15 protein-coding genes and 1 pseudogene are annotated in these 20,072 nt (G+C 36.2%); 7 read left to right on the plus strand and 9 right to left on the minus strand.

All coding sequences use genetic code 11. The features are described 5' to 3' along the window. The first annotated feature begins 67 nt into the window (after positions 1 to 67). Entirely contained in the window at positions 68 to 280 is a 213-nt protein-coding gene (locus tag BN1875_RS02010; RefSeq protein WP_048603201.1) for a hypothetical protein, read from the plus strand. A 367-nt stretch (positions 281 to 647) separates the two neighbouring features. Here the strand turns inward: BN1875_RS02010 and BN1875_RS02015 are convergent, their stop codons facing one another. The 7 genes from BN1875_RS02015 to BN1875_RS02045 all read right to left on the minus strand — a co-directional run bounded on the left by BN1875_RS02015 (position 648) and on the right by BN1875_RS02045 (position 5,282). After that, a complete protein-coding gene (locus BN1875_RS02015) occupies positions 648 to 1,685 on the minus strand; it encodes a site-specific integrase (protein WP_048603202.1) in 1,038 nt (345 codons plus the stop codon). Positions 1,686 to 1,774: 89 nt separating this feature from the next. After that, the gene (locus BN1875_RS13780; RefSeq protein WP_048603203.1) at positions 1,775 to 1,957 is read right to left on the minus strand and encodes a helix-turn-helix domain-containing protein; all 183 of its coding nucleotides are present in this window, start codon (positions 1,955 to 1,957) and stop codon (positions 1,775 to 1,777) included. Continuing rightward, a complete protein-coding gene (locus BN1875_RS02025; RefSeq protein WP_048603204.1) occupies positions 1,947 to 2,552 on the minus strand; it encodes a replication protein in 606 nt (201 codons plus the stop codon). Before BN1875_RS02025 ends, BN1875_RS13780 begins: the two co-directional genes overlap by 11 nt. A gap of 191 nt (positions 2,553 to 2,743) precedes the next feature. Next, positions 2,744 to 3,346 (minus strand): hypothetical protein, encoded by a 603-nt coding sequence (locus BN1875_RS02030; RefSeq protein ID WP_053082142.1) that lies wholly within the window; start codon positions 3,344 to 3,346, stop codon positions 2,744 to 2,746. Beyond that, the gene (locus tag BN1875_RS02035; protein WP_048603205.1) at positions 3,346 to 4,422 is read right to left on the minus strand and encodes a cell division protein FtsK; all 1,077 of its coding nucleotides are present in this window, start codon (positions 4,420 to 4,422) and stop codon (positions 3,346 to 3,348) included. The genes BN1875_RS02030 and BN1875_RS02035 overlap by 1 nt, the downstream gene beginning before the upstream one ends. After that, positions 4,422 to 4,736 (minus strand): hypothetical protein, encoded by a 315-nt coding sequence (locus tag BN1875_RS02040; RefSeq protein WP_048603206.1) that lies wholly within the window; start codon positions 4,734 to 4,736, stop codon positions 4,422 to 4,424. Before BN1875_RS02040 ends, BN1875_RS02035 begins: the two co-directional genes overlap by 1 nt. 132 nt (positions 4,737 to 4,868) lie before the next feature. Then, complete coding sequence (locus BN1875_RS02045) at positions 4,869 to 5,282, minus strand: sigma-70 RNA polymerase sigma factor region 4 domain-containing protein (protein WP_048603207.1); 414 nt, start codon at positions 5,280 to 5,282, stop codon at positions 4,869 to 4,871. Positions 5,283 to 5,543: 261 nt separating this feature from the next. Here BN1875_RS02045 and BN1875_RS02050 point away from each other — a divergent pair, with 261 nt between their 5' ends. The 5 genes and pseudogenes from BN1875_RS02050 to BN1875_RS02075 all read left to right on the plus strand — a co-directional run bounded on the left by BN1875_RS02050 (position 5,544) and on the right by BN1875_RS02075 (position 17,528). Further along, positions 5,544 to 6,683 carry a hypothetical protein gene (locus tag BN1875_RS02050; RefSeq protein WP_048603208.1) on the plus strand — a complete coding sequence of 380 codons (1,140 nt, stop codon included), beginning with the start codon at positions 5,544 to 5,546 and terminating at the stop codon, positions 6,681 to 6,683. Positions 6,684 to 6,756: 73 nt separating this feature from the next. Then, positions 6,757 to 11,451 (plus strand): annotated as a pseudogene (locus tag BN1875_RS02055) (DEAD/DEAH box helicase). A 62-nt stretch (positions 11,452 to 11,513) separates the two neighbouring features. Continuing rightward, on the plus strand, positions 11,514 to 14,252 hold the full coding sequence (locus BN1875_RS13470) for a TrlF family AAA-like ATPase (protein WP_082147217.1): 2,739 nt from the start codon (positions 11,514 to 11,516) through the stop codon (positions 14,250 to 14,252). 607 nt (positions 14,253 to 14,859) lie between these two features. Further along, positions 14,860 to 16,206: a hypothetical protein gene (locus tag BN1875_RS02070; protein WP_048603209.1), complete on the plus strand. Its 1,347-nt coding sequence runs from the start codon at positions 14,860 to 14,862 to the stop codon at positions 16,204 to 16,206. Positions 16,207 to 16,565: 359 nt separating this feature from the next. Then, positions 16,566 to 17,528, plus strand: a complete 963-nt coding sequence (locus BN1875_RS02075; RefSeq protein WP_048603210.1) for a tRNA dihydrouridine synthase — start codon at positions 16,566 to 16,568, stop codon at positions 17,526 to 17,528. A 255-nt stretch (positions 17,529 to 17,783) separates the two neighbouring features. Here BN1875_RS02075 and gloA2 read toward each other — a convergent pair whose 3' ends face one another. Further along, complete coding sequence (gene gloA2, locus BN1875_RS02085) at positions 17,784 to 18,173, minus strand: SMU1112c/YaeR family gloxylase I-like metalloprotein (RefSeq protein ID WP_048603211.1); 390 nt, start codon at positions 18,171 to 18,173, stop codon at positions 17,784 to 17,786. Positions 18,174 to 18,257: 84 nt separating this feature from the next. Beyond that, complete coding sequence (locus BN1875_RS02090) at positions 18,258 to 18,611, minus strand: winged helix-turn-helix transcriptional regulator (RefSeq protein ID WP_048603212.1); 354 nt, start codon at positions 18,609 to 18,611, stop codon at positions 18,258 to 18,260. Between the two features lie 146 nt (positions 18,612 to 18,757). Between BN1875_RS02090 and BN1875_RS02095 the strand changes: the two genes are divergently transcribed. Beyond that, positions 18,758 to 19,966 carry an MFS transporter gene (locus BN1875_RS02095; RefSeq protein ID WP_048603213.1) on the plus strand — a complete coding sequence of 403 codons (1,209 nt, stop codon included), beginning with the start codon at positions 18,758 to 18,760 and terminating at the stop codon, positions 19,964 to 19,966. Positions 19,967 to 20,072: the final 106 nt, after the last annotated feature.

A 20,072-nucleotide genomic window follows, 5' to 3' on the forward strand; every position in this document is an offset into this window, starting at 1 on the left:
AGTAGTTTAATACAGAAAAAATGTGTCAGCATTTTATTAGTAAGCAACCCATAAGGAGTCGTAGGGTATGACTGATGACGAACATAATGTAAGATACACCACGAAAATTGAGCGGCAAAAACTTCGAGATACTGCTTTGGCATACTCAGCATTAGATGCAGTAATGCCTTCCGAAGAGACGATGAAATTAGTAGAAGAATATGTAGATGGAAATATTGAAATTGTTGAGATTTTAAAAATAGTCATTGAGAAATATCACTCGTCTGAGTTAGAAAGCTGATGAGATATAATGTTGTTTAAGGCGGCTGTAGAGAATTAATCTTGAATATTTCTAGGTATGATATGTCAAACATAAATAATTATTAGTTCGTTATTTATGTTGAGTAGTCGTGTTCTGGTTTGCGTATTTTTTTGATGTACGTTGTGATGTACGAGTTGCTTGAAATCAGTTGAAACTGATTGATGTAAAGACTTTTAAAAATTTATAAAACCCTTGAAATTAAACAATAAACAATCTGTTTGCGTTATTTATAAGCGAAACCAGGTCTTAAAAAAGCCCGTAAAGCTTCACAATTCTCAAAACGTTAATCAATTTATTGTATTGTCAAGCTCAACTGCTACTTTCTGGTGTCAGTTGGTGTTAATGGCTACGATAATTCATTTAACAGATTTAAAGCGTCAGCGTCCTGCTGGTGCTTTTTTTCTGGCATTAATTCAAGGTAATAGTTCTGTGTGGTTAGAATAGAATTATGACCTAGTCGGCGACTGATATAATCAATACTAATTTCTTTTGAAAAAAGAAAGTAAGCGTGAGTATCACGCAGACCGTGAAAGGTCGTTTTACTTAGATTGAGTTTCTTAAGTAATTTTTGAAGTTGCCCTGCCTGACGGAATCCGTTCCAATCAAATACATAGTTTTCTTTTGCCAAGTTTTTTAGAGCTTCATATACGTCATGATTGATAGAAATATCACGTTTTGAGTGCTTTGTCTTTAATTGAGTATCATTGTTAGTAGGACTGATAGAGCGTCGGATGTAAATACCATCCTCAAAGATGTCCTCTGTTGTAATTCCAAGAAGCTCACCACGCCGGGCGCCGGTTTCTAAGGCGAGTAATACTAAGATATTAAATTCTTCTTCTTGGTTGCTTAGGCAATATTGTCTAAGTTTTTTAAATTCTGTAATAGAAAGAGCAACATTTCTTTTAGGTAATTCTTTTCCCCGAGCTTTTACCAAGTGACCGAAATCATTTGTAATTAGTCCACGGGCATAAGCGTATTTTAGTGAGCCACGAATTTTAAGAACTAATTCTTTTGTTGTTTTCTTAGAATGATCTTCAGCATAATGATAAATTCTCTTTTGAACGACAATATCATCCAAGTTTTTTAGAGCTATTCCTCGAAATAAGCCATTAACAACAGTAATTGTTCGCATGTAATTGATATAAGTTGCTTCGCGAACATCACTTTTCTTTACTGTTTCAACCCAATTAGAATAAAAGTCTGTAAAAAGGGTAGAGCGTTCAGCAATGTTTTTGCCACGGCCTTTTTCTAACTCCATTTCTAAAGTCCAAAGTTCTGCGTCCTTTTTCTCCCTGAATGTTTTCGTTTCTCGTTTATACTCCCCTTTCTGGTAAAGTGAGATGGTTGCTCGATAAGAATTTCCTCTTTTGGTTATTGTTGCCATTTTATCATCCGTCCTTTTAAAAAGTGATTGATAAAATAGACTAGTCGAATAAAGGATAATCGAGAAATCATTTTTTATCAATCACTACGTTAATTTACACAATGAGTTTCAATGAATTTTAGAAGTTCTGTTTTGATATAGCGTTCTTGCCGCCCAACTATAAAACATTTAAAGTCTGGATGGTTTCGGATATATTTGTCAAAAGATTTGGGGTCAATTCCTAGAAATTCGGCAGCCTGCTGACGAGTTAATAAAATGGGATCATAGTTCATCTGAATCAGCTTCTTTCTTAGAATACTTTTTCTTGTTGGGACTATATCGACGCGAATCAAGATATTTTGCAAAAAAATATGTTCGTTCGACAATTAGCCCTAGCAATAAGTAATTATTTTCTCGAGCATATCGGACAAGATCTTCAAACTCCGTGAAATTATTTTCCTCAATCACATCAATGACTTCATTCATGAAGTTATCTGAATTTTGATCTAGTAAAAATTTCTCAAGTTCAAAACCTGCACCGGATTCAATATCTTCGATGTTGTAAGGTGTCTTATCAGGATTTTCTGCGTGGATGAAATAATCGTACATACCTTTTGGTGACATCACTGCCTCTACGTGAGCAGGGCCATTTAGCTTTTCGGCAATTAGTTCGGAAACTTGGCTATAACTTTTGAGCGATTCGAAGTAAAGAGTGCCATGTTTGTGTGCTTTCTTAATTTCACCGGTGTCTGAATGAATATCCCTATCGTGCCAAGGACTCAATACAAACGGAACGTGTAATCCTTCTAATACTTCTATATAATTGTCTGGTGCGCTTTCTTTGTAAATCAAGAAAGCCCATTTATTTGACCGCTTTTCTTTTGCCATCTTTTCTCCTTTCGACTTGAGTTAATTATCGTTCTATCTATAGGGAGAATTTCCCCTAATAGTTCGGAGTTTCTGATTATTGATTATTGATTGGAATGGGGGTCGTAGTACCCCATTCCAACTTGTAAGTATGTATGTAAAAATAATGGCGCCTGCGGCTTTCACCTTGTGAGCCGCGGCGCCAGAAATTCTTATCTTCTTTTTCCTTCAAACCAGATAATGGAATCTGTTCCCTGAGCCGATGAGAAAAAATAATCCTCATTCTGGCTTGAAATTTTTTCCTTTATCTGTTCAATCATATCATTTAGCAATTTTTGAGATTGCTGGGTCTTTGGTTTTTTTAGTAAGACAATTACTCCGTCTTGTTTGACGTCTACCACGCATTTCCTGACTGCTCGATTGAATGTTGCATTTACTGGGTTGTAAGTGGTAATTGGTTGCCCTTCAATGGTTACAATTTTTTCCTGGTGTTCACTTTGATAAAGAAAATGTCGTAATAAGAGAGTTCGGTAAACTGATCTAAAGTAGTTGCCTACCTTATCATTTAGTAAACGACTTATTAATTCCAAGGAAACAAGGAGAATTACAGCAATAATAAGTAAGAACCCAACCAGGATAAAAACGCTAGCAAAATAATTTAATGTGATGGTTAACGTATGAAATAATCCAGCGTGATCGGCTGCGGTTAGAGACACAAAATATTTCACTGCCCCACCTAAAAGAATCAGAAAAATAGAAGTGAGTTTAAATGTTAATACTAGATTAAAGCTACGAATAAAATAATTTTTTTTCATTATAAAATCCCCTTCTTTGTATAATAGGTCGGGCACAGTAGTGGTAATACTTGGTAAGGGTGTTCATTATCAATTACCTGAATTAGTCCTGTACCTTTTCCAATTGGAATCACAATGCCCTCAGGATCTAAATCGGGAAATAAAAACTGCGTTGTCTTTTGATTAATATTCCCAATTTGAATTAACACATTTGCTTGTTCGCGAACTGATACCGGAATTGCTGAGTGGTCAAATCGCTGACTAACGAGAAGTAGATGTACTTTAGTTGCCCTTCCAAGTAAGGAAACTTGTGACAGTAATGAGAAAAATGAATCTTTAATAGTTTTGTTTACACCTTCAGATAAAGCAAGAATCTCATCAATAACAACGGTTAAGTGGTTAAACTTATGTTCTGGGTCATCATAGAGAATACTTTGGCGATTTTGGATAACGTCCATGCAGTTACTCAAGTTCTCGTTGATTTCAGATACAAAGTCTGACTTGGAACGGTTCCTCTGAGGGTGAATCACGGGAATATTGTTTTCCCGTGCCCACCGACTGGGGGTATCGAATTTTGGATCTACAATGATCAACTCGGAGATATTTTTTAAAATACTCAGAAAATATGTCAGTGTATACGATTTTCCAGATCCTGAATTTTCTGCGATTACAACTGAAGTAACTTTATTAAAGTCGATCGAAAAGTTTTTCATAATGGGGATTAGTGTAGTATTTACTGAAGCAGCGAAACTGTCTAAATTTGAAATTACAAGTCGTTCTGAAATTCCTTTTTTCCACGGAAAAAACAAACCGCGCTGGATATGGATGTCAGTTGTATCAATTGGAACGAAATAAGCAGAATTTTGTTTGAGTAAAGTGAATCGCGGATATAAAGACGCATTAGCGATCAAGAAAATTTTTTGATATAGATCGTCATCAATGATATATCCCGCTGGCAGGCGAGGAAGAAAGAGAAATCCTTCTTCCATAACCTGACAATCAAAACTATTTGTATAGCTTGTCTCTCCCTGCATTAAAGAACCTAATGCCATGTTCAAACTTTGTAAAAGGTATTGTGCCAGCTCTTTATTAGTCATTATTTGACCTCAGTAAGCCCAGCTGCACGAAAGTAAACGTTATAATTGACTTCAACGGCTTCTAAATTATCAAATTGTACGAGTGACAAATAGTCAGGAAGTTTAATTTCTTCCGTAAATTTCACAACTAAGGGTGGAAGTCCTTCTTGTGTAAACCAAGCTTTGTAACCGGTGATTTCTTTTGTTGGCTTGCCATCTTCAAACCGAAATTGTTTTTCTAATTCGGCGCTTAGAGAATGAATAGGTTGTTTAATGTCAACATACTCATTGGCTGTCTGGCTTGAATATCCACCTTTTTTATATTTAGTTTTCATACTAATTCAGCTCCTTGATTTCTTTTTTTCTCTTTGTTGATCATTAACAAAGAATATTCGTTGTATTTGCCTCCTCGTATGTAAGGAGAAAATCAGCCAGAAACTCGGAAGTCTCTGGCTTATTTTCTTAATTTATTTCTCTAAAGCCTCTTTGAGTGTAGATTTTAAAGTAATGAGACGCTTTTTAATAGTTTTGTCACTGATATTGAATTCTCGTGATAGCTGCAAGTATGATTTTTCTAAAATTACAGAACCATACAAAAGAGCTTTTTCTTCAGGACTAAAATGCTCAAGAATATCATTTAAGGTACTAATTTTCTCTCGGTGAATAAGAAGTTCGAGTGCGATTGGCGTAGGGTCTGCGATGAAATCTCCAAATTCTCCACTAATTTCATTATTGTAATTTAAGCTCAAGGTTTTGTGATATCGATCCTTTCGCATACTGTTCTCTAATGGTTGTTCGAGTAAACGCTGAACTTGATCCCAGTCTCCTTTCTTTGCAAAATATTGAATTTCTTCTTCACGTTTTTTATCAGTTTTTGTCATGATAAATCCTTTCGCCCAAGGACGAAAAGAAACTAATACGAAAAATATTGAGAGCACACGAAATAAACGGAGAAACAATATTTTGTACGACCAAAAATAGATACATGTCGTCATATTGGTTTCAATCCGTCCATTTGGTGCGCACCGCAGGGACTTATTTTTTATTCAAGAACGTATCTTGTATAATTATGATATAAGATTAGAAAAGCAAATGTGGATTATGGCAGTCATTAGAAAAACTGGGTAGAGGTGAATACAATCATGGATAAGGAAGAAATGAAAAGAAAAATAAATATGAATAAGTGGTTTACTTTTAAAGAGGTAGAAAAGGAACTTAAAAAACACTGGAGACCAGAGAATGACATAAATGGTGACTATTTGGAGATAGGAAGGCGTCAATTGCAAACAATTTTGCGTTCGGATATTATCGGATCTTATTATGGAATCCATACTGACAAAAAAGATTACAGTGAAGAAGAATGGCTTTTCAGAGAATTGTACGGATGGGAACAAAAGATTATTCCCTCTTTGCTAACGTTAGATAAAGCCACAGATTCTTATGTTTATATTACCGAAGAAGAAGTTGTACATGTTTTCCCCAAGTATGACAATTTGTTTCCAGAAGGAGAGGAGAGTATAGTTTTGTCAATTTGGGATGAACAACTGGAGGATATGGATAAGTTAAATATGCGAGATTTATATGAAGGCATCCATAAGACTGAAAACAAAGGTAAAACACCGTACATAATGACGGAACCATACCTGTTTGCCTTAAAACACGAAATTGAAAGAAGAAAATATCCCAGTAAAAATATTTATTTAGATATTCATTCTCCTTCAGACATGGTGGCGCGACTAGATGGTGAGATTGATGATAATTTGAAAATACAAATTGTAGATGAGTTAATTGATGAATTTGACTACAAGGTTAACGAATTAGTTGCTCGACATATTGCCGCTCGTAACGTGGAACGCCAGCGATTCAATCAGATTGAAGGATTTATTAATGAGTGGGGCAAGATTTATAGAAATGAGTTTGACGAAATTCTGCGGCTACTAAAAAACGAAGGGTTATGCGAAGATTTTCGGAGTATGCTAAGTATTCTGAATATAGACATTTCATATAAACAAGATATTAAAAGGATTAGAAATAAGATAAAAAATAAGCTGAAATCTGAGGACGAACTTCCACCTTCTGCGAAAATAGCTCGGATAATTTATTCATCTGAAATATATAATCGTACAAAGGTAGAAACATTTATAATGGAGGATAACAAGCTCCTAGTTCAATCTGGCCAAATACGGCACAAATTTGGAGAAGCGCTAAAAAAATATATTCAGTCGGAGATTAAAGATCATTATTTAGTTATGGACGGCTTGAGATGTGCGAGGGTTAAGTAGGAAGATTTTCCCTCTTTCTTTTAAGTAATCATTGTTCTAAAATTAATGTATATATATAAATCTGGAGGTAACTATGGGCGAGAAGGAAAGTCACACTTTTGATGATTTAATCCAGCAGATAAATCAAACTGCTGGAGATATACAACGGGAAAGAGGCACTCTGTTTGAAAAGTTGGTTCTATCTTATTTGCGTAATGAACCGACATATCAACGGTTATACAAGAATGTTTGGACGTTAGGGAATGTACCCTCTGAGTATGGTATTCCTAAAAAGGATACTGGTGTTGATCTTGTTGCTGAACAATTTAATGGTGACTTAGTGGCCATTCAGGCGAAGTTTTACCAAAATAAAGTTGGTAAAAATGAAATTAACTCATTTGTTGCAGAATTAGGGAAAAACTACTACCAGCGCGGCTTAATTGTCTCTACAGTTGACGATTGGAATAAAAACGCTAGAGAAACGATTGATCACAATGAAAAAGGTATTGAGATTATCGGGTTATCCGATTTACGAAATTCACAAATTGATTGGACTAAATACAGTTTTGAACGTCCAGAAGTGGTTACAATCAAGGAACCTAAGAAGTTGCGTTCTTATCAGGAAACGGCTTTAGAACATGCGTTGGAGCACTTTGCAACAAAAGACCGTGGACAAATGATTATGGCACCGGGAACAGGTAAGACCTTTACCAGTTTAAAGATTGCAGAGACATTTGCTAAGAAAGAAAATAGACAGTTCAAAGTTTTGTATCTAGTCCCAAGTATTCAGCTATTAACGCAGACGTTACGTGGCTGGAATAATGATACCGAATTGAAAATCACAAGTATGGCGGTTACCTCCGACCGTGACGCCTCCCGAGGCGAGGACGGAACTGAAGATATTAAAGCTAGCGATATTGGCTATCCAGCGACAACTTCAAAAGAAAAATTGTTGAAAAACTGGGAAGACGTGAAAAAAACACAGCAAACCGCAAATATGGTTGTTGTGTTTAGTACCTATCAAAGTATTGATGTTATTGGCGGCGCACAAAAAGAAGGCTTTCCAGAGTTTGATTTAATTATTTCTGATGAAGCTCACAGGACTACAGGAGCACATGAATCAAGTAAAGAAGCTAGTATATTCTCCCGGGTTCATAGCAACACATATGTTCAAGGACGAAAGAGAATCTATCAAACCGCCACCCCTAAAATTTATGGCGAGAGTGCTAAAAAGAACGCTAAGGAGAAAAGTATCTTAGTTTCTTCGATGGATGATGACAGTAAGTACGGTGAAGTTTTCTATCGTATGGGCTTTGGGCAGGCGGTTTCTCATGGAATCTTGACTGACTATAAAGTTATGGTTCTTGCTGTAGATGAAACTGCAATTCAAAAAGATATGCAGCGAACTTTGGCTGATCCAGAGAATGGGTTAAATATTGATGATGTTGGTCGAATTGTTGGTATTTGGAATGGGATGATGAGACGGAACGGTTACAAGAATCCTATCAAAAATTCTCCTTACGACGGAGCACCATTAGAGCGAGCTATTGCATTTACAAGAACAATTGCTGACTCAAAGAAAGTCTCACAACAATTTGAAGAAGTTGTTAATGATTATATTGGATCAGAAATAGAGGATGAATCTATCCATTTATCAATGCGTCATGCGGATGGAACAATGAACGCTTTACAAAAAGGTGAAATATTAGATTGGCTGGCAGATTCAGAAAAACCATCTGATGAGGCAAGAATCGTTTCAAATGTAAGATTCCTAACAGAAGGTATTGATGTTCCAACTTTGGACGCGGTTATTTTCTTAGCACCAAAAAAATCACAAGTGGACATTGTTCAGGCTGTAGGCCGTATTATGCGCAAAGCTGAGGAAAAAGATTACGGATATATTATTCTTCCTATAGTAATCCCAGCTGATGAGACACCGGAAACAATTTTAGACAATAATAAAAACTATGAGGTAGTCTGGCAGGTAATCAATGCATTGCGCTCTGTGGATGAACGTTTTGAGGCGATGGTGGATAAACTTAATATCGCAAAACCGAAGCAATTAAAAGTTATCGGTGTGGGTAGTGCACCGGCTAAAGGTAACGACTTAATCAATGAAGATTCGGATAACTCATATACGCAAACAAAACTGGATCTTGAATGGGACAAATTTGAAGGTGCTATTTTCGGGAAGATAGTCCAAAAGGTTGGGGATCGCAAGTATCTCGAAAATTGGTCAACGGATGTTGCAAAGATTGCCCAACGACAAATTAGCTGGATTAAGAACAAGCTTAAAGATAAAAACGATCCTATCACTATTGAATTTAAAAAGTTCATATCTTCATTGCAACATAATATCAATGAGAGTATAGATGAAAACCAGGCAGCGGAAATGTTATCACAGCATTTGATTACTAAACCTATCTTTGAGGCATTGTTTGAAGAATACAGCTTTGTAAATAGTAATCCTGTATCCGCTGCTATGGAAAACATTATAAGAGAACTTGAAAAAGCTGGTTTTGCGAAAGAACAAGAGAATTTAGAGCCGCTATATGAGTCTGTAAGAATGAGAGCCGAAGGAGTAGAAAAATCAGAAGATAAGCAGAAAATTATTGTGACGCTATATGATAAATTCTTCAGTACAGCGTTTAAATCAACTACTGAGAGACTTGGAATTGTCTTTACACCGATTGAAGTAGTGGATTTTATTATTAAATCAGTTGACGATGTATTAAAAGAACATTTTGGAAAGTCAGTGGCAAGTGAGAATGTTCATGTGCTTGATCCTTTTACTGGTACAGGGACATTTGTCGTGCGCGTGTTGACATATTTGTATGAGCAAATGAACCATGGTGAAATTTCACTAGCTGATATTACTCGTAAGTTTACGCGAGAATTGCATGCTAATTAGATCATCCTGTTAAGTTACTATATTGCTGCAATCAATATCGAATCAGTATTCTATGATATTAGTAACCGGGATGAGAGATATCAACCATTTGAAGGAATCGTATTAACGGATACTTTTGAGAGTACAGAGAAAGAGGACATATTAGAAGATTCATATTTTGGCGTCAATGATGAACGGTTGAAAAGACAGAAAGAACTACCTATAACAGTTATCTTAGGGAATCCCCCTTATTCGGCTAAACAGGGGAGTGAAAATGATGATAATCAAAATTTAAGATATATTAATCTAGATAAAAGAATACACGATACTTATGTACGTTTATCCAAGGCAAATGCAACACATACATTGTACGACTCATATATCAAGGCTTTTAGATGGGCAACGGATAGAATATCAAATGGAGTGGTTGCTTTTGTAAGCAATGGTTCTTTTATCGATAATCAAAGTACCGATGGATTTAGAAAAGCACTATTTGAGGAATTTAATCATTTATACATTTTTAATTTACGCGGTGATCAGCGTACTCAAGGCGAAACTTCTCGTAGAGAAGGCGGGAAAATTTTCGGTTCAGGAAGTAGGACACCGATTGCTATTTCAATCTTAGTAAAAGATGGCAGTGATAACCATAATGTTTATTACCATGATATTGGAGATTATTTATCTCGAACGGAAAAATTGAAAATTTTGAGTGACTCAGAATCTATCAGTGGGATTAACTGGCATAAAATAGAGCCAGATATGAACGATGATTGGGTTAATCAACGAGATGGAAATTACTTGAATTATAAAGCAATTTCCCCGGATATTTTTTGTAACAAAGCAATAGGGGTGCAGACAAAGAGAGATTCATGGGCTATTGGTTTTAACAAAAGAAAAGTTAGAGATAATATCCATCGGATGATTGACAATTACAATGAAGAATTAGGAAAATTAGTCCATATAATTGATGGTAATACCCGATTCTCAATGGTTTCTAAAAATGAACAAAAGATTAAGTGGAGCGATGAATTAAAAAGAAAATTTGAACGAGGCGAGAATTTAACGGTTGATGATGATAACTTAGTGTTAACAATGTATCGTCCCTTTACAAAAAAATGGTTGTACTATGATAGAGCTGTAGTTGCTAGGCCAGGAAGATATGCTGAAATTTTTTCCAAAGAGAATCAAGTTATATATACAACTGGAACAGGTGCAAAGGGAGGATTTTCAAGTATCCTCTTAAAAGAAATTCCTGACGCCAATATGATGTCGGCTGGTGGCCAAGGTTATCCGTTATATGATAATGAAGCTATCAACAATACGAACAAGGCTCATATATACAATGTGAATAGTCACCTTGGAATTGACATGGATGAAATTTTTTATTATGTATATGGATTGTTGAATTCAAAGCAATTTATCGAATTGTATTCAGCTGATTTACAAAAAGCACTTCCCCGAATTCCACTTGTTAAGAATAAGGAAAAATACATTGAGGTTGGTCATAAATTGGCAGACCTACATTTGAACTATGAGCTACAAGAAAGCTGGAAGGGCGTTGAAGTAGTAAGCAATACTGATTATCCTAGTTATAAGGTATCAAAAATGAAACATCCAAAAAAAGACCTGTTGGACAAAATTATTTATAATGATCAGCTAACTGTCACTAATATTCCTGAAAAGGCATATGAATATGTGGTTAATGGTCGTCCAGCAATTGAATGGATTATCGACCAGTATCGTGTTAAAACGGATAAGAAGTCAGGTATTACGGATGATCCTAATGATTTCAGCGAAGATCCTAAATATATATTGAATCTATTACTTTCAATTATCACAGTCAGTATGAAGACGCTAGAATTGATTGATGAACTACCAGAGTTTGAAGTGGTTGAATAACAAATTTTTTCATGTCCAAATTAAAGGTTAAGACAATATAGCACTTGAAAAGGAGTAAATAAATGGTTGGAAATAAATGGTTTAAATGTGATCTTCACTTACACTCAACAGCTAGTGAGTGTTTTCGAGATAAGTCAGTTACCGCAGAACAATGGGTTGCGGAATGTAAAGAAAAAGGACTGGATTGTGTTGCATTGACTGATCACAATACTGGCGCAAACATCGATGAATACAAGGAAGTGGCGGAAAAAAATAATCTTGTGCTTTTTCCAGGAGTAGAGCTGACTTGTAGTGAAAGTAAAGTACACTTGTTAGTAATATTTGATAGAAATTCGGGAACCACGGAGGTAGAGGACTTTATACTTGCAATGGAAATCTCCAGGAATCAATTTGCCTCCTCAGAAGCAAACTCCCCAAAAACTGTTATTGATGTTGTAAGATACGCTGAGGAACACGGATATATTGTTATTCCAGCTCATATCGATGAGTACAACGGGCTATCTTCATTGAGCCACAGTGCTCGGAAAGACATTTTTGAATCACCTAATATTCCAGCAGTACAGGTTGTTCAAAAAGAATTTTTTGATATTTTAGAAAATAATATAAATGGTGAAGAAAAACAAAATAAATTTAATGAGGTCATGGAAAGGTACAATGGATTAGGAGATGATAGCCTTAAGAATTGGTTCAAATCAGCAAGAGAAGCAAAGGATAATGGGATGAACTTGCTTACCTTCTCTGATAATCCACATGCAGAAGGGAATAGTCAACATGGACTTTGGGGTATAGGTCAGCGATGTACTTTTATAAAAATGAAGGAAAATCCGGATTTATCTTCTCTAAGAGACGCATTGCTGCTTGGTAAAGAAAGAACTTGTGCTGATTTTTTTGAATTTCAAAAGAATATGGAGCCAACAATAATCAACTCGCTCGTATTTTCGGGAACTACTCTTAGTAATGAGGAAATTACTGTGGATTTTAGCCGAAATTTAACGACAATCATCGGAGGACGAGGTACTGGTAAATCATGTATTACTCGATTGCTATTTTTTGTGTTGGGTAAAGAAGAAATTCTGAGTAGTTATCCTGAAATTGAGTCTGAATATAAGAATTTTGCAAAAAAGTCGAATGGTGAATCAGGTATATTTACGGATAATACACGAGTCAGCCTTGAGGTATTGTATAAGGGTACTAAATTCAAAATTGTTAGAACTACTAATTCACATCAAGTATTCTCTGTTGATGAGGCTGATAATGAAGTTGAGGTCGGTATTGAACGACTAAATATGGTTTCTTCAAAAATTGACCTTTATATGCAAAAACAAATTTATGAAATATCAAAAAATCAGAAAAGTATTCTTAATCTAGTAGATACATTTAATTCGGTAGAAATAGAAGAAATAAATGATGAGCTAGAAGGCTATAAGAGTGAAATATTAAAAATAAATCTAGATAATGATGAGTTAAAAAAATCTGTCAGTCAAAAAAGAGTTATTGAATTAAAAATCGAAGATCTCCGTAAGAAAGAGTCAAAGCTAACAAATGAAAGCATAAAACAGATTTTTGAAAGTAATAAGGAAGAATTACTGAGCAAAAAAATTATCTCTGACGATTTAGAGAATTTTCGTAGTATTCCTAAGAAGTTACAAGATGTAGTTAACTTGGTTTCGGTCCCAGAAAATAAGCTTGAAATTTCTGACGAAATTGATCTGCTTAGAGATAGTTTAATAGGCAAGGTGAGGAAAGATATTGAGACGATATCTATTGGTATTAAGAATATATCAAAAAGTGTTGAGGACTACAAAGATCAGCTGAATGATTCAAAATGGATTGAAGCTTTTAAGAAAACACTCGAAGCCTATTCTCAACTTAAGACACAGTTAGATCCGGAAGATTTTGCGACGATGGATAATTTAGATGTTCTCTACAATGAGTTGGAAGAAAAAGAAAATTTGTTGAAAGAAATCATTGAAAAAGAAAAAGAGCTAGATAATAATCAGTTGAGAATCAAACAATATCGTGGACAAGTTGATACCTGTCTTGGTAACTTAACTCGTGCAAGAAGAGATTTTTGTAATGAAATTTTTTCAGATATTGACGGAATAAAAGCACAAATTCAACCAAACAGAGATTTTTCGGATTATATTAAGAAATTGAGGGAGATTCTAGGTAAAGAAGATACATTCGAAACAGAATTTGATAATCTTCTTCAAAAAATGAGTAGAACCAATTTTTCTTATAGAGAAATCTATAAAGATATTGAAAAAGTTAATTCTGGTGTTGAAAGTACAAGTGAAATATTTTCAGACAAAAAGTTGATTAATTTTCTTAAAAAGCTGTCTAAAACTCAATTATCTGATATCCAGGTTCTGACCCCAAATGACTTAATCACGATAACAATCGAGTTAAATGGAAGGATGGTAAATCTGTCCAATGCTTCGGCAGGTCAAAAAACATCTGCAATATTATCTATGATACTGGCATACGGAAACTCTCCACTAGTATTGGATCAGCCAGAAGATGACCTGGATAGTCAGCTGATTAATGATTTAATTGTCAAAAGTATATTGAAACGAAAAGAGAATAGACAAATAATCGTAGTTACGCATAACGCAAATATTCCTGTGAATGGGGATTCCGAATGGCTAATTTGTATGGGGGATTCAAGAAATGTAACAGCTGATCTGTGTGGTTCAGTAGATGAGCCAAAAGTGAAAAACAGGATTTGTCGAGTTATGGAAGGTGGAGATGACGCGTTTAAACATCGTGCTACTAGATACGGTTTCAAACAAATAAATTAAAAAATGACTAGTCTATTTTATGGTGTTAATTGGTGTCAATTCTTTCCTTTTTTATCAATTTGTAACATTGAAAAAGCAAATTCAACTTTCTGAATTGTTGCTATAAAAGGATATAAGTGGATTGAGTATTCTTTAATTTTCTTTTGGGAATTTTCAAAACGTTAATTGCCAAAGTCTTTGCGAATTTATTCGCTTACGAATAACAGTATGGGACGGAGATTTTCTTGGAAATCGAGTACCATTCATATCAGCAACTTCAAGAAGACACTTTCTCATTGTGGGAAGGTGTCTTCTTTATTGGCAACTTTTCTCCACCAAATAAAAAAAATGACGGAGAAAAGAGGTGATGGCGGTGAAAGACTGCAATTATCAAGAGTTGAAAAAACTGTCACTCAGGCAGAATTTGCTAAATATACGAACAAAAATTCACGAATATAAATGATTGTCGAATAACTCATTCTCAATCTCCCTGTTGATTTAAAAAATCTTATAACTAAAATCAATACTACAGATTTAATTTGGAAGATAAAAAATTCCAGTCTTTACACATTTTGATGAAAGAAATTTTTCATCTGCTATAATAAGCAAAAAGAAAAGAGTGAGATCTTTGGACGAACAAGCTGCAAAAAAACTAGTCGGTAAATTCAATCAAGAAGAATTGATTCAACTCATCTGTACTCTAGTCGCACAAAATGAAGAAGCAGAAGAGCAATTGTTATCTTTTTGTCAAAAAGAAAAGCCCAATCAAAACAAGCTACTTATTCTTGAGCAACAACTAAATAATGCCTGGATAAATGCCTATAATATTATCGATGAATTTAATGAATACGGAGGTGGTTCAGAAAACGATGAATATGATGCGTATTTGGAATTAGATCGGCTTGCGGAGTTATTACAAGAAACGAATTTTTCTTGGAAGCTAAGGAAAAAAATCTTAGATGAAATCATGGAACAGGTTCATATAGACAACAGCGGTTTCACGGATAATTTGGTGGATGTAGCGGTTGAACTTTGTCAAACAAAAGAAGAAAACTTATATTTAGCGAATTGTCTTGTACAGTACGGAAATTCTTATTATAAAAAAGCGGCTGCGCAACTGTATAAAGAAAATGGGGAAAAAACTAAGTATTTAATTGTTCTCCAAGAAAATTTGGAGTACAGTTCTGATTATGTAGAGCTAGCAACCTTTTATCAACAAGAAGGAAAAGAAAACGAAGCTATCCAACTTGCTTGGAAAGGATTAGATGAATCTTTATATAATTGGACGGATCTATACAAATTCTTATTTTCCTACTATCAAGAAAAAAATGATGAGGCTTCGTTATTAAAATTATATCAGTTTTCCTTGATGAAAAAGAGGGATATAGATGTGATGACAGAACAGATGTATAACTATTACAAGAAAAAAAGAGAGACAGTAAAACAAAAAGAAATGTTAATCAAGCTGATGGTCTGTACAAATGATGTTAAAAAATGGTATGAACGTTGTCAAGAAGAGCTAACGACAGATGAATTAGCACAATATGAACCACAATTTATTGAAGTGATTAAAAAGAAAAAACCTTCTTATTATCTAGATATTTGTATCGAAAGAGGGCAGTTAGCTACGGTTCTTTTAAAATTACAAAATCCAAACAGTTCTTACTACAGTTACAGTACTATTGATGAGGATCATCGGTATAGTAAGCAACTGATAAAGGAATATCCTCAAGAAATTCTTGCACTTTACTGGCAAGAAGTTGATTACTATGCTAAAAAAGGAAAGAGAAATAATTATTCCTATGTGGTAAATCTTTTAGAAGAAATTCACGAGACAATGAAAAAACTTCATCTAGAAAAACAATGGGAAGTGCAATACCAAAAGTTTGTGGTGGTTCATAAGCGTAAGAGGTTACTGATGGAAATGTTGGAGAAATTTCAGTTGCATGATACGGCATCACTAGAGAATCAGTAGAATCATAAGTTATGAAGCTATTTAAAACCTTCAAAATAGAGATTAAAAAGAAATAGTAGAATGGTTAACCCAGTGATAAGTATCTCTGTCCAATCTTTCAGTATTATTAGGATGTGATTGGTTGTTTCAGGAAAGTCGTGTTGGATAAGAAATACTAGAATTCGATTAAATATTATCATTTTTTACACTGAAATTTAGCCGATAGATTATTTACGATTATTTTAATTTTTATCATTGCTGGTCAAATAGATAAACAGGTTCAGCTCTAATATGAATCTTTCGTTTTGCTTCTTCTTTCAAAGCTTAGTATAATAGCGTTGTTTCGGTAAAAAGTGCTGAACTAGGAGGAAGTATACATAATGGCAAGTAATTTTTGGGCAGAATTGCCGAAGCCCTTTTTTATATTGGCACCGATGGAAGATGTGACAGATGTCGTGTTTCGTCATGTTGTGAAAGAAGCGGGAGCACCGGATGTTTTCTTTACGGAGTTTACGAATTCAGATAGTTTTTGTCATCCGGAAGGGATCGAAAGTGTCCGTGGACGGTTAGTTTTCACGGAAGATGAACAGCCGATGGTCGCTCATATTTGGGGCGACAAGCCAGAATTTTTTCGTCAAATGAGTATCGCTTTGGCGGATATGGGATTTAAGGGAATTGATCTGAATATGGGGTGTCCGGTTCCAAATGTTGCCGAACGAGGCAAAGGCAGCGGTTTGATTTTACGTCCTGAAGTGGCGGCGGAATTGATCGCAGCGGCGAAAGCGGGGGGCTTGCCAGTCAGTGTGAAAACACGGGTCGGCTTTACGGAGCTGGCTGAAATGGAGCAGTGGATCAGTCACTTATTGAAACAAGATATCGCCAATCTTTCGATCCATTTGCGAACACGAAAAGAAATGAGTAAAGCGGCGGCTCATTGGGAATTGATTCCTCAAATCATAAAAATGCGCGATGAGCTCGCACCACAGACGCTGATCACGATCAACGGCGATATTTTGGATCGCCAGATGGGGCTGGAACTGGCTGAAAAATATGGGGTCGATGGTGTGATGATTGGCCGCGGGATTTTCAAAAATCCGTATGCTTTTGAAAAAAATCCGCAACCGCATACGCCAAAAGATTTGATCGATTTATTACGGTTACAGCTTGATCTGCAAGATAAATATGCGGAGCAAGTTCCGCGTTCTATTGTCGGCTTGCATCGCTTTTTCAAAATCTACGTCAAAGGATTTCCTGGAGCGAATGATTTGCGTGTTCGCTTGATGAATACAAAAACTACCGCAGAAGTCCGCGCAATTTTAGCAGAGTTTGAAAAAAATAATTAAACAACCATTCGTCCTCAAAAGTCAGTCTTTGAGGGCGAATGGTTTTTTTGAAGACAACGATTTGACTGACAAGTATCAATAGGTTTGTCAGTTTATCAATCTCAGTCGTGTCACGGGATAAGTCATAATCATTTTTGGTTCCATCACTGCGCTAATCCATCAGCTTAGCTTGTTTCAAAATTTTCAAAGGATGAGAGGCTGCTGGACGAGCAAGTATCGTTGCTTCAGTCAGATCCGTCACACCCTCTTTACTAATTATTCGTGTAATTCTAAGGGCAGTCCATCTGGATCGAAGAAGAACGTCATCTTTTCGCCAGTAAAGGCATCCGTTCGCAACGGCTCGCATGCAACGCCGCAACTCGCTAAGTAAGCAACGGTCGCTGCGATATCAGTTGTTTTGAATGCTAGATGACGTAGTCCGGCTGCTTCAGGAAAACTTGGACGCTGCGGCGGATTTTGTATCGCAAAAATTTCTAGTTCAGCATCATTTAATTGCAAATCCAATTTATAATCGTTTCGTTCAGGGCGATAATTTTCGCGAATGATCGGTAAGCCGAGGATATCCACATAAAAATGTCGCGCTTTTTGATAATCTGACACAATGATAGCGACGTGATGAATCGCGGAAAAATCTGGTTTCGACATAAAAACATCCTTTCGGTTTTATGACCAGTCGGTTAAATGCTGGATCAAATTAGAGGAGGTGACAAGATTTCTGCCACCTCCTTTTTAGTTTGCCTTCAAATAAACGTCTTGTCCTTCTTCTTGCAAATGAGCGACGTGCTGTTCACCCCAACTGCATAAACTGTCTAAAATATCTGAAAGGCTACGCCCGTATTCGCTTAATGAATATTCAACTTTCGGCGGTACTTGCTGGTACACTTTCCGGTCGATGATTTTGTCATCTTCTAATTCGCGGAGTTGTTGCGTTAACATTTTTTGGCTGATGCCGGTGATGCCGCGTTTCAAATCACTAGGACGCATGGGTCCATGGTGTAGGTTACAAAGAATGATTGGTTTCCATTTTCCACCGATAACATCCATTGTTGCTTCTACGCCGATCATATATGCACGATTTTCCAAAAAAAATTCCTCCTTAAAACCCTTGATACAATTCAAAAGTCACTAAAAGGTACCTATGATACAAAAAAGTGGGTACTTATCAAAAGTTCATCAACAGTATATAGTATCTTCTTGTAGCTTACAAATAATTTTTTTGGAGGAAAAAAATGGAAAAGAAACTCTCACCAAACTTAACTTTACTGGCTCTCGCAATCAATGCCTTTACGATCGGGTCGACTGAATTTATCAGCGTCGGATTGTTGCCGATGATCGTCAAAAGTTTCGATGTCACACTCGCACAAGCAGGTTTGACCGTCTCTTTATACGCGTTAGGCGTAACAATCGGCGCCCCGTTATTAACTATTTTGACCGGCAAGTGGAACCGGCGCAATTTGATGATCGGGATCATGCTTTTATTTATTGGCGGGAATGTATTAGCCGCATTTGCCCCAACCTTTATGATTTTATTACTGGGTCGTATTTTAGCAGCATTGGCACATGGAATCTTTATGTCAGTTTCAACAGTTGTTGCTGCTGATGTCGTTGCGCCGTCGCGTCGTGCAAGTGCGATCGCCATCATGTTTACCGGTTTGACTGTCGCAACTGTAACAGGAGTACCATTGGGAACATTTATTGGTCAACAAACAACATGGAATATGTCCTTTATTTTTATCGCAGCAGTTGGTTTACTTGGTTTGATCGCCAGCAGTTTCTTAGTTCCGCGTCAATTACCGATTCCTGGCAAAGTCGATTTGAAAGGTTTTGTTCGAATCTTTACGAATAAACCGTTAGTGATGTCTTTCTTGATTACCGCATTCGGTTACGGCGGGACGTTTGCTGCCTACACATACCTTTCACCAATCTTAGAAAATTTTGGTTTTTCCGCAAATGCAGTCGTGATCATTTTGATTGTTTATGGTGTGATGGTCGCGATTGGCAATACTGTCGGTGGACATTTGGCAAATGAAAAACCACTTGCTTCATTGATCAAGATGTTTGGTCTTTTACTAGCATCCTTGCTGTTCTTGTTTATCACGATCATGCTTGGAAATACGCTTCTCGGTTTGCTGGCAGCGATCCTTTTAGGGCTGTTTGCTTTCATGAACGTGCCGGGATTGCAGTTATATGTTGTGCAGTTGGCTGAAAAATATGTACCGCAAGACATTACGTTGGCTTCCGCATTTAATATCGCTGCTTTCAATGTCGGGATTACGTTAGGCTCGACTGTCGGTGCACAAGTCACAGGGAAAATGGGCATTGCTTACACACCGATTTTTGGTGCAGCGATTGTTTTACTAGCGATTCTTTTGATCGTGCAAGTGAAAAGAAGCGAAACGCCGAGTTCTTTGAATGAAACAGCCGGTTGTGAAGAGTAACAGTCATAAAAAATCGAACCGCAAAAGCTATTAAACTGACTTTTGCGGTTCGGTTTATTTTATTTTAAAATCAGCCGCGAACGGGGGCTTTGCGAAAATGGATCAG

The sequence above is a fragment of the Enterococcus massiliensis genome (assembly GCF_001050095.1).
Lineage (GTDB): Bacteria > Bacillota > Bacilli > Lactobacillales > Enterococcaceae > Enterococcus_C > Enterococcus_C songbeiensis.